At 72.6% G+C, this 11,809-nt stretch carries 5 protein-coding genes and 2 pseudogenes; 3 read left to right on the top strand and 4 right to left on the bottom strand.

Annotated elements, in window-relative coordinates; all coding sequences use genetic code 11:
- Window positions 1–5: 5 nt before the first annotated feature.
- From ACIQPQ_RS16645 to ACIQPQ_RS16635, 3 genes and pseudogenes are all read right to left on the bottom strand, one after another.
- Complete coding sequence (locus tag ACIQPQ_RS16645) at window positions 6–971, bottom strand: carbohydrate ABC transporter permease (RefSeq protein ID WP_401304398.1); 966 nt, start codon at window positions 969–971, stop codon at window positions 6–8.
- Window positions 971–2,257: an ABC transporter substrate-binding protein gene (locus ACIQPQ_RS16640; RefSeq protein ID WP_401304395.1), complete on the bottom strand. Its 1,287-nt coding sequence runs from the start codon at window positions 2,255–2,257 to the stop codon at window positions 971–973. Before ACIQPQ_RS16640 ends, ACIQPQ_RS16645 begins: the two co-directional genes overlap by 1 nt.
- A 484-nt stretch (window positions 2,258–2,741) precedes the next feature.
- Window positions 2,742–3,884 (bottom strand): annotated as a pseudogene (locus ACIQPQ_RS16635) (PfkB family carbohydrate kinase); the annotation flags it as partial.
- Window positions 3,885–4,091: 207 nt separating this feature from the next.
- On the opposite strand from ACIQPQ_RS16635, the pseudogene ACIQPQ_RS16630 reads away from it, so the two are divergent.
- The 3 genes and pseudogenes from ACIQPQ_RS16630 to ACIQPQ_RS16620 form a co-directional block, all read left to right on the top strand.
- Window positions 4,092–4,838, top strand: a pseudogene (locus ACIQPQ_RS16630) (DeoR/GlpR family DNA-binding transcription regulator); the annotation flags it as partial.
- 167 nt (window positions 4,839–5,005) lie between these two features.
- Window positions 5,006–6,343, top strand: a complete 1,338-nt coding sequence (locus ACIQPQ_RS16625) for a 6-phospho-beta-glucosidase (protein ID WP_401304392.1) — start codon at window positions 5,006–5,008, stop codon at window positions 6,341–6,343.
- A gap of 63 nt (window positions 6,344–6,406) precedes the next feature.
- Entirely contained in the window at window positions 6,407–9,523 is a 3,117-nt protein-coding gene (locus ACIQPQ_RS16620; protein ID WP_401304389.1) for an alpha-mannosidase, read from the top strand.
- A gap of 467 nt (window positions 9,524–9,990) precedes the next feature.
- On the opposite strand, the gene ACIQPQ_RS16615 is transcribed toward ACIQPQ_RS16620, so the two are convergent.
- A complete protein-coding gene (locus ACIQPQ_RS16615; RefSeq protein WP_401304387.1) occupies window positions 9,991–11,676 on the bottom strand; it encodes a carbohydrate binding domain-containing protein in 1,686 nt (561 codons plus the stop codon).
- Between the last annotated feature and the right edge of the window lie 133 nt (window positions 11,677–11,809).

Below are 11,809 nucleotides of genomic sequence, written 5' to 3'. Positions count from 1 at the left end.
CCTCCCTAGTCTTCGCCCCGGCGCCGTACCAGACGCCAGTTGATGATCGAGAAAAGGACGACGACGAGGAAGATCCCCCACGCGACGGCGGCGCCGTACCCGAAGTCGTTGTTGTCGAAGGTCTGCTGGAAGAAGTAGAGGACCATCGTCTGCCCGGAGGCGCCCGGACCGCCCGCGTACGTCGAGTCGTTGGCGGTGGTCTGGAGCAGCACCTGCGGTTCGGAGAAGCTCTGGAGCCCGGTCACCGTCGACACGACCAGCACGAACAGCAGCACCGGCCGCAGCATCGGCAGGGTGATCCGGAAGAACGTCTGCACCGGCCCGGCGCCGTCGATGCGCGCCGCCTCGTACAGCTCGCTCGGCACGGTCTGGAGCCCGGCCAGGAAGATGATCGCGTTGTAGCCGGTCCACTGCCAGGTCATCAGCGTCGCGATGGCGATCTTGATGCCCCAGGGGGTGTTCAGCCAGGCCACCTGGTCCAGCCCGACCGCCTGCAACAGGGCGTTGACGAGGCCGAAGTTGGTGGAGAACACCGAGCCGAAGATGATCGCCACCGCGACCACCGACGTCACGTTCGGCAGGAAGTAGGCCAGCCGGTACACGTTCTTGAGGCGCACCGCCGAGTTGAGCATCACGGCCGTGACCATCGCCAGGAAGATCATGGGGAACGTGGCGAGGGCCCAGATGAGGATCGTGTTGCCGACCGCGTGCCAGAAGTCGGCGTCGCTCCACAGGTACTGATACTGCGTCAGCCCCGCCCACTCCATGGAGCCCAGGCCGTCCCAGCGGTGCAGGGAGACCCAGAGCGAGAAGCCGACCGGGATCAGACCGAAGGCCAGGAAGAGGAGGTAGAAGGGGGAGATCGCCGCGTACAGGTGCCAGTGGGCGCGCAGGCCCTTGCGGGGGCGTGCGGCCGGGGTGCCCCCGGTGACGGCGGGCGGGCGGCCGGGCCGGTGCAGTGTGGTCGCCATCAGACGTTCACCCCCAGGTGACCGGCGATCCGCCGGCACTTGCGCATCGCGTCCCGCCAGGCCGTGTCCGGGTCCTTGCCGAGGACGCCCACGTTCTTGATCTCGTCCTTCACCGGCTGCCCGAGCGCCACGTCGAAGGGGCTGTTGTAGGCGATGGGCACCCGCTGCGCGGCGGGCCCGAAGACGTCCATGGTGACCTGCCCGCCGAAGAACGGGTCCGGCTCACGCAGCTTCGCCATCCCGTACGAGGCCGGCGTCGACGGGAACAGGCCCGCGTCCACGAAGCCCTGTGCCTGGTTGGCCGGGTCGAGGAGCCAGGTGATGATCTCGAAGGCCCGCTCCGGCTCCCGGCACGCCTTGGTGATCGCCAGGAACGAGCCGCCGATGTTGGACGGACCGCCCGGACAACTCGCCACCCGCCAGCGCCCCTTGGTCTTCGGCACCCCCAGCTTGATGTCACTCGTGGCCCAGGACGCGTTCAGCTGGCTCGGCAGCCTGCCGCTCTCCGTCGCCGACAGCTGGTCCGGGGTCCCGCTCACCAGCTTGGACACGATCCCGAGCCGCTTGGCGTCCACCGCCCGGTCCCAGGCCCGCCGGATGTGCGGCTGGTCGCCGATGAAGTTCCGTTCCCGGTCGACGTAGTTGGCGGTGCCCTGGCTGACCGCCATGCTGTAGACGCTGGTGATGTCGGTGAGCAGGTAGGTGCCCGGCAGTCGTTTCTTCATCCGCACGCCCGCGTCGAAGAACTTCTCCCAGGTGTCCAACTCCCTGGACACGTCGGCCGGTTCGTGGGGGAGCCCGGCCCGCTCGAACACCTCCGGCATGTAGTAGTGGCCGACGGGCCCGCAGTCGATGGGGAAGCCCACCATGCTGCCGTCGTCGGCGATGCCCTGGTCCCACTTCCACCCGAGGTACGCGCTGCGCAGCCGTTCGGCGCCCAGGGTGCGCAGGTCCACGAACTGGTCGGCGTTCGGCAGGTAGGACGCCATGTCCTCACCTTTCAGCCCCGCGATGTCGGGGATGTGCGCCCGGCCCGCCAGGGTGGTGATCAGCTTCGACCGGTAGTAGCCGCCGATCTGCACCGCCTTCAGGTCGACCGCGTCGCCGTAGCGGGACCTGGCCCGCTTGACGACCGTGTCGCTGAGGCCGCCGCTCCAGTACCACAGGACCATGTTCCGGCCGGTCGAGCCGGTCGGGACGGCACAGCCGGCCGTCAGGCCGCCCAGCGCGCCGGCGGCCGTACCGGCCAGCCCCGCGCGCAGCAGTCCTCTTCGTGAGAGCCGCACAGCTCCCACCGCCTTTCGGATCTGTTCGGGATGTCGCTGATGTCGCCGACGACGGACCGGCGTGCGGGCCGGACCGTCGGAGGAACGGGCCCGCCGGGGAGGCCGGGCCACGGGGAGGGCGGGGCCTCCCCGCCGGGCGCCGTGGGGGAGACGCGGTGCGATGCGGGTGGAGCGCGGGCACACGGGGGCGGACCTCGCCTAGGGCCTGTCGTTTGGATCACGCCTGGGCCGCGGGGTGTGGCACGCACATCTGCGGCGTTGTCGTCGGTTGCCGACGCTCCGCGTCGACGCCCTCCTCCGCCTTGCAGCTGCACGCACCACACCCCGCTCACCGGCACTCACCAGGCACCCAGGCCCGAAGCCGGCATGATCCAAACGACAGACCCTAGTCCGGCCGCGCGGCCGGGACGGCGGGGGCGGCGCGGGGTCGTCCGGCGGCGGCCGTCCCCGGCCTGCGTCCGCCGGGCGGGACGGTCGTGGTGCCCGGGACCGGCGGTGTGACCGGCGCGTACCGGACCGGCGGGCCGGGGTCCCGCGGCAGCCGGTCCGCCAGGAAGCCGTACGCCCGCCGCAGCTCCGGGTCGGTCAGGGCGCGCCACCAGCGGTCGACGCCGTACCAGCCGGGCGCGGCGAGCGCCCCGCCGTGCCGGCGCACCGACAGTCCGGCCGCGAGGACGGCGAACCGCAGCCGCTCCTCCAGCGGCCAGCCGCCCAGGGAGGCGGTGACGAAGGCCGCGCCGAACACGTCCCCGGCGCCGGTCGCGTCCAGGACATCGATGTCGAGCGCCGGGACCTGCGCGTACTCGCCCGTGCTCTGGTCCACGGCGAGCGCCCCGTCGCCGCCGCGCGTCACCACCGCGACCGGCACCCGCTCGGCCAGCGCGCCGAGGGCCTCCCGCGCGCTGCCGGTGCGGGTGTAGGCCATGGCCTCGGTCTCGTTGGGGAGGAAGGCGTGGCACAGGGCGAGCTGGTCCAGGAGATCCCGCGACCAGGTCCCGGTGGGGTCCCAGCCGACGTCGGCGTAGACCCGCGTGCCCTCGGCCGCCGCGCGGGCGATCCAGGCGCGCGGCTCGGCCTCCAGGTGGACGAGCGCGGTCCGCGCGGCGGGCGCGTCCCGCATCAGCTCGTCCTGGCTGTACGGGGGGTTCTCCCCGTGGGTGATCAGGGCGCGGTCGTGCACGGTCCGCGCGGCGGGGACAGTGGCGGGGGCGGCGGCGGGGGCGGCGGCTGTGCCCGGCTCGGTCGGACGGGTCCCGGTCGCCGTGTCCGGCCGGGGTGTGCCGCCCGCCGGGCCGCCGGGCAGGGCGAGGGCGACCGTGACCGGGGTGGGGCGGCCCCGCGCCACGCGGGACAGCGAGAGGTCGACGCCCTCCTGGTCGCCGATCACCTCCCGGCAGTGGGCGCCGTAGAAGTCGTCCCCGAAGACCGTGGCCAGCGAGGTGCGCAGGCCGAAGCGGGCGGCGGCGACCGCGAGGTTGGCGATCCCGCCGGGGCCGCAGCCCATCCCCGTCGTCCAGATCTCCTCGCCCGGCACGGGCGGCCCCTCCAGCCCGGTGAGGACGAGGTCGTAGAAGAGGAGCCCGGTCAGCAGCACGTCGGGCCGGTCGTCGTCGGGCCGGTCGTCCACGGGAAACGCCCTTTCGTCGAGGCCCGGACGCGCCCTCCCGTTCGCGCGGGGTTTCGCGTCCGGCGTGCGCGCCACCAGGGGGACGCCACGAGTTCGTCAGAACTCTTCATTTCGTGTCCGGAATCGTGCGCTCCTTCGAAAGATTGGTCAATACCCGAGCAGAACTGAGCATGGATTTGATTGAAGATGACGAGTACTGTGCACGGTGTGCTGGCAGAACGACGACACCAACTCATCCTGCGGGCCCTGCGCTCGGGCGGCCCCGCGGCTGTGACCGACCTCTCCGAGCAACTGGGCGTGAGCCCCGCCACGGTCCGGCGCGACCTGGTCCGGCTGGAGGAGGAGGGCCTGCTCACCCGCGTCCACGGCGGTGCCGTCGTGGACGAGGGCGACCAGCCCTTCGCCGAGGTCGCCGAGGTCCGGGTGGCCCAGAAGGACGCCATAGCGGCCCGCGCGGCGGCCATGGTCCGGGACGGCGAGACGGTCCTGCTCGACATCGGCACCACCGCCTACCGGCTGGCCCGCCAGCTGCACGGCCGCCGCGTCACGGTGATCACCAGCAACCTGGTGGTCTACGAGGAACTGGCCGACGACGAGGACATCGAGCTGGTGCTGCTCGGCGGCATGGTCCGCCGCGAGTACCGCTCCCTGGTCGGCTTCCTCACCGAGGACAACCTGCGCCAGCTGCACGCCGACTGGCTCTTCCTCGGCACCAGCGGCGTCCGGACCGGCGGTCAGGTGATGGACACGACGGTGGTCGAGGTCCCGGTGAAACGCGCCATGATCGCGGCGGGCGGCCGGGTGGTCCTGCTGGCCGACGCGGCGAAGTTCCCGGGCACCGGTGTGGCCCGCGTCTGCGGCCCCGAGGCCCTGGACGCGCTGGTGACCGACGCCCCCCTCGACCCGGTCACCCGCGCCGCGCTGGAGGAGGCGGGCGTGGAGATCGTGCTGGCGCACCCGGCGGACGAGCCGCCACCGGCACGGCGGGCGGCCCGGCCGGGGGAACCGGGGCCGCCCGCACAGGCAGGGCAGGCCGGACGGGCGCGGCAGGCCGGACAACCGGCTCAGGGGGTACAGGCCGGACCACCGGCGCAGGCAGGACCGTTGGGAGAGGTGCGCACGTGAGGCTGACGATTCTGGGCGGCGGCGGATTCCGGGTGCCGCTGGTGTACGGGGCCCTGCTGACGGACCGGGCCGAGGGGCGGGTCACGGAGGTCGTGCTGCACGACCTCGACGCGGGCCGCCTCGACGCCGTGGCCCGGGTGCTGGCGGAGCAGGCCTCGGCCGTGCCCGACGCCCCCGCCGTCACCGCCACCACCGACCTCGACGAGGCGCTGACCGGCGCCGACTTCGTCTTCTCCGCGATCCGCGTCGGCGGTCTGGAGGGCCGCGCGCACGACGAGCGGGTGGCGCTCGCCGAGGGTGTCCTCGGCCAGGAGACGGTGGGCGCGGGCGGCATCGCGTACGGACTGCGCACCGTGCCCGTCGCCGAGGACATCGCCCGCCGGGTCGCCCGCCTCGCCCCGGACGCCTGGGTCATCAACTTCACCAACCCGGCCGGACTCGTCACCGAGGCCATGTCCCGCCACCTCGGCGACCGGGTCATCGGCATCTGCGACTCCCCGGTCGGCCTCGGCCGCCGTATCGCCCAGGTGCTGGGCGCCGAGCCGCGCGAGGCGTTCATCGACTACGTCGGCCTCAACCACCTCGGCTGGGTGCGCGGCCTGCGCGTCGCCGGACGCGACGAACTACCGCGCCTGCTCGCCGATCCGGACCTGCTCGGCTCCTTCGAGGAGGGCAAGCTCTTCGGCGCCGACTGGCTGCGCTCCCTGGGCGCGGTCCCCAACGAGTACCTGCACTACTACTACTTCAACCGCGAGGCCGTCCTCGCCTACCAGCGGGCCGAGAAGACCCGCGGTGCCTTCCTCCGCGACCAACAGGCCGCCTTCTACGCCGAGATGCGCGAGACCGGCGGGTCGGCGCTGGCCGCCTGGGACCGCACCCGCGCCGAGCGCGAGGCGACGTACATGGCGGAGAACCGGGAGAGCGCGGGCGCCGGGGAGCGCGACGCCGACGACCTCTCCGGCGGCTACGAGAAGGTGGCGCTCGCCCTGATGCGGGCCATCGCCCGCGACGAACGCACCACCCTGATCCTCAACGTCCGCAACCGGCGCACCCTTTCGGTCCTCGACGCGGACGCCGTGATCGAGGTGCCGTGTCTCGTCGACGCCAACGGCGCCCACCCCGTGGCCGTCTCGCCGCTGCCCGACCACGCGACCGGACTGGTCTGCGCGGTCAAGGCCGTCGAACGGGAAGTCCTGGCCGCCGCCGAGTCCGGCTCCCGCACCCGCGCGGTGGCCGCCTTCGCCCTCCACCCGCTGGTGGACTCCGTGAGCGTGGCCCGCCGCCTGGTCGACGGCTACACCGGGGTCCACCCCGGCCTCGCCTACCTGCGCTGACACCGTCCCCGCCCCGCAGCGCCCCGCAGTCCGCCCGTCCTTCCCGGCTCCCTGGAGACCTTCATGCACGACGAACGCCGCCGGATCGAGGAGCGCGTCGAGCGCGTCCACACCCAGCGCGTCCAGCCCGCCGTCCACGCGGACCGCGTGCCGCTCACGGTCGAGGCCTGGCAGGCACCGGGCGAACCGGTCCCCTTCGAGGAGGCCGCGGCCGCCGCCTACGCGCCGTTCGCGGCCGGCACCCCCTGGGGCCCGCCCTGGGGCACCACCTGGTTCCGGATGAGCGGGCGGGTCCCCGCCGACTGGGCGGGCCGCCGCGTCGAGGCCGTCATCGACCTCGGCTTCGTCGGGGACTGGCCCGGCAACCAGGCCGAGGCCCTGGTCCACCTCACCGACGGCACCCCGCTGAAGGCGGTCAACCCGCTCAACCAGTACGTGCCCGTCGGCAACCCCGCGACCGGCGGCGAGCACGTCGACTACCTGGTGGAGGCCGCCTCCAACCCCGACATCCTCGCCGACGGCTTCGCCGCCCCCACCCCCCTCGGCGACATCCGCACGGCGGGCGACCGCCCCCTGTACACGTTCCGCCACGCCGACCTCGCGATCCTCGACGAGGAGGTCTGGCACCTCGACCTCGACCTCCAGGTGCTGCGCGGCCTCATGGCCCACCTCGGCGCGCACGAACCCCGCCGCCACGAGATCCTGCACGCCCTCGACCGCGCCATGGACGCCCTCGACCTCGACGACATCTCCGGCTCCGCCCCCACCGCCCGCGCGGTCCTCGCCCCCGTCCTCGCCAGGCCCGCGCACGCCAGCGCCCACACGATCTCCGGCGTCGGCCACGCCCACATCGACTCCGCCTGGCTCTGGCCGATCCGCGAGACCAAGCGCAAGACCTCCCGCACCTTCTCCAACGTCACCTCCCTCGCCGACGAGTACGAGGAGTTCGTCTTCGCCTGCTCCCAGGCCCAGCAGTACGAGTGGGTCCGCGACGAGTACCCGAAGGTGTGGGCCCGCATCAAGGAGGCGGTCGCGCGCGGCCAGTGGGTGCCGGTCGGCGGCATGTGGGTCGAGTCCGACGGCAACCTGCCCGGCGGCGAGGCCGTCGCCCGCCAACTCGTCCACGGCAAGCGGTTCTTCATCGACAACCTCGGCATCGAGACCAAGGGCGTCTGGCTCCCCGACTCCTTCGGCTACAACGCCGCCTACCCCCAGCTCGCCAAGCTGGCGGGCAACGAGTGGTTCCTGACCCAGAAGATCTCCTGGAACCAGACCAACCGCTTCCCCCACCACACCTTCTGGTGGGAGGGCATCGACGGCACCCGCATCTTCACCCACTTCCCGCCGGTCGACACCTACAACGCCTCCTTCAGCGGCGAGGAGATGGACCTCGCGGTCCGCAACTACGCCGAGAAGGGCGCCGGGACGCGCTCCCTCGCCCCCTTCGGCTGGGGCGACGGCGGCGGCGGACCCACCCGCGAGATCATGGAACGCGCCCGTCGGCTGGCCGATCTGGAGGGCTCGGCCAAGGTCGTCGTCGAACACCCCGACGCCTTCTTCGCCAAGGCCCGCGCCGAGTACCCGGACGCCCCCGTCTGGAACGGCGAGCTGTACCTGGAGCTGCACCGCGCCACCTACACCTCCCAGGCCCGCACCAAGCAGGGCAACCGCCGCTCCGAACACCTGCTGCGCGAGGCCGAGTTGTGGGCGACGACGGCCGCCCTGCACCACCCGGACCGCTTCGCCTATCCGTACGAGCGGCTGGACCGGCTGTGGAAGACGGTGCTGCTGCACCAGTTCCACGACATCCTGCCCGGCTCCTCCATCGCCTGGGTGCACCGCGAGGCGGAGGCCGAATACGCCCGCGTGGCAGCCGAGCTGGAAGCCCTGACCGCCGATGCGATCACCGCCCTCGGCACCGGCGGACCCCGCGTCTTCAACACCAGCCCCTACCCCCGCGCCGAGGTCGTCCGCGCGCCCGACGGCACCCCCGTCCACGTCGAGGTCCCGGCGGGCGGCAGCGCCTCGCTCCCACGGCCCGCCGCGGACACCGCCACCCCTTCCCACGGCATCGCCGCCCCGGACGGCACCGCCACCCCGGCGCCGCGGCCGGTCACCGTCTCCGGGCGGGTCCTCGACAACGGGCTGGTCCGCGTCGAGGTCGCCGCCGACGGCACCCTCGCCTCCGTGTACGACCTGCGGGCCGGCCGCGAGGTCCTGGCCGAGGCGGGCAACCTGCTGCGCCTGCACACCGACCTCCCCAACTACTGGGACGCCTGGGACATCGACCGCCACTACCGCAACCGCTACACCGACCTGCTCACGGCGGACGAGATCACCGTCGTCGAGGAACACCCCCTCGTCGCCTCGATCCGCGTCACCCGCTCCTTCGGCCGGGGCTCGACCGTCGCCCAGACCGTCACCCTGCGCGCGGGCAGCCCCCGGATCGACATCGCGACCGACCTCGACTGGCTCGAGGCCGAGAAGATCCTCAAGGCCGCCTTCCCGGTCGACGTCCGCGCCGCGCACTCCTCCGCCGAGATCCAGTTCGGCCACGTCCAGCGCCCCACCCACACCAACACCACGTGGGAGGCGGCCAAGTTCGAGGTCTCCTGCCACCGCTGGGTGCACATCGGCGAACCCGGCTACGGCGTCGCGATCCTCAACGACTCCACCTACGGCCACGACGTCACCCGCACGGTCCGCGAGGACGGCGGCACCACCACCACGGTCCGCCTCAGCCTGGTGCGCGCGCCCCGCGTCCCGGACCCCGGCGCCGACCAGGGCCGCCACCGCCTCACCTACGCGCTGCTGCCCGGCGCGAGCATCGAGGACGCGGTCGCCGAGGGGTACGCCCTCAATCTGCCGCTGCGGGTGGCCGACGCGGCGGGCGAGCCGGAGCCGGTGCTCTCGGTGGACGGCGAGGGCATCACGGTCGAGGCGGTCAAGCTCGCCGACGACACCTCTGGGGACGTCGTCGTCCGGCTCTACGAGTCGCGCGGCGGGCGGGCGCGCGGCACCCTGCGCGCCGGATTCCCCTTCCACGGCGTCCAGGTGACCGACCTGCTGGAGCGGCCCCTCGAACCGGGCACCGTCGACGAGGACGGCGCGGTCCCGGTGGTCCTGCGCCCGTTCCAGATCCTGACGCTCCGTCTGAACCGCGCCCCGCGCGACGACTAGCCCCCCGGCACGCCTCGCGCACCGCCCCGCAGGACATGACGCGGGCCGGGACATGACGCGGGGCGGGCACGGCCCCCCAGCCGTGCCCGCCCCGTCGTTCGCGCACCGGGCGGTGCGTTCGGGCCGGTCGGTCGCTCCCCGTGACAGCGGCCGACCGACCCTGTTCCCCCGTGCTCGGGGATCCCCCGTCGATCCCCGGTTTCCCCCGTCGGTCCTTGATGCGGTGGTGCAGGTGAAGCGGATGGTGCAGGTGGTGCGGGTGGTGCTGGTCGTACTCGTGGTGCCGGTGGTGCTTCCACGGAGGGGTCGCGACCCCCGTCGTTCCCCCGTGTCCCCCGTCGATCCTCCGTGGTCCTGCGGTGTTACATGTCTTAAGAGCGCGCACCCCGGCGCCTGATACACCCCTGACGAAAAAAATCCCCCGGACTTTCGCCCGGGGGATTCGTCGTGCGTGCGGCGGGGTCGGCTCAGCCGGTGAAGCCCGCCGTGATGGAGGTGAACTGCCAGGTCGTCTGGCTGATGCCGGAGCAGTTGCTGACGACTCCGCCGCCGGGGCAGGGCCGGTCACGGTTGACGGCCCAGTACGCGAGCCGCGCGATGTGGTGGCCGTTGGCCCAGTCGCGGATGCGGGTCCAGGTCTCGGGCGAGGTGACCTCCTGCTGGTCGGAGAGGCCGTTCATGCCGGAGATCCCGATGTGGGCGTAGGCGGTGGCGTCGTCCCAGCCGAAGGTGGACCTGAGCTTGTTCTTCAACCCCTCGCTGGCGTTCACGGTGTTGCCGTACATGTCGGCGCCGCCGCCGAAGTCGAACGGCATGATGGTGAACACGTCGATGCCCGCGTCGAGCGCCTTCGCCTGCTCGATCAGCCGGTTGCCCCAGGAGGTCGGGCCGGTGGTCGAGGTGCCGAAGGTGAGGATGGTGCGCAGACCGGGGTTGTTCGCCTTGACGATCTTCAGGGCGCCGAGGATGCGGTCCTGCACGACGGCGTTCTCGAACTCGTCGGTGTTCTCGATGTCGACGTCGATCGCCTTGAGGCCGTAGGCGTCGATCACCTTCTGGTAGGCGCCCGCGAGGGCCTGCGGCGTCGAGCAGTTGGGGCCGAGCTTGTTGCCGCTCCAGCCGCCGATGGACGGGACGATGTCGCCGCCCGCCGACCGGATGGAGTTGATGACGGTCTGGTCGTTGCCGCCGGTGAGGGGCCGCTGTCCGTCCCAGGCCGGGGTGCAGCCGCCGGAGGACAGGATGAACGCCATCGTGTACCACTTGACGCCGGTCGCGCTCATCACCGAGGTCGCGCTCGGCGGGTCGCCCCACCCGAGGAAGAGGTACGGCGCCGCCTGCTTGAAGCCGGTGCCGCCGCCCCCGCCCGCGTCGGTCGTCACCGACACGGAGGCGGAGGGCCCGGAGACGTTGCCCGCCGCGTCCCGCGCCCGCACCGAGAAGATGTAGGCGGTGCTGGGGGAGAGCCCGCTGACGGTGGCGCTCGTCCCGGAGACGGTCAGCACCTGGTTGGCGCCGCTGTAGACGTCGTACGCGGTGACGCCCACGTTGTCCGTGGCGGCGTTCCAGCTCAGCGAGACGCTGGTGGAGGTCTTCCCGGTCGAGGTCAGTCCGCCCGGCACGCTCGGCGCCTGGGTGTCGGAGCCCCCGCCGCCGGGACCGTCGAGGCTGATGTCGTCGGCCTGGTAGGCGCCTTGGGCGTACCAGCCGTGCACGTAGACGCGGGCGCTGGTCTGCCCGGCGCCGGTGGTGAAGGACACCGACAGCCGGGTGTACGCCGTCGGCGACGAGGCCCAGGTGGAGGCGCCGCCGTCGACGCCGAGGTAGACGTAGGAGCCGCGTACCCAACCGCTCAGCGTGTACGCGGTGTTGGGCTGCACGGTGACGGTCTGGCCGCACTGGGCGATGTCGCTCGCGGTCACCGCGCCCGCGAGGGCCTTGGTGCCGCCGTGGACGGGGGTGGAGACGACCGAGCCGAGGTTGCCGGTGCAGGACCAGGGGGCGAGGCCGCCCGACTCGAAGCCGGGGTTGCCGAGGATGTTGGCCGCCTGTGCCGTGCCGGGGAGGGCCACCGCTCCGGCGAAGGCGAGGGCGGCGGTGGCGAGCAGGGCGAGGAAGCGACGCCAGGGGCGTCCGAGCAGTGAGAGGCGCACATGGTCTCCCTGGGACAAAGGGATGGGGAGGTGCGCCAACCAAAATGGTATGGACCAATTCAACTGTCAAGGTCTGACGGTGAATTGGTCCATACCGGTGGAGCGAGTGGAGCGGGTGGAGTGAGGGGGGCGA

The sequence above is a fragment of the Streptomyces sp. NPDC091281 genome (genome assembly GCF_044757425.1).
Lineage (GTDB): Bacteria > Actinomycetota > Actinomycetes > Streptomycetales > Streptomycetaceae > Streptomyces.
Note: the sequence above shows the minus strand (reverse complement) of the source record. Positions and strands in the feature narration are given on the sequence as shown.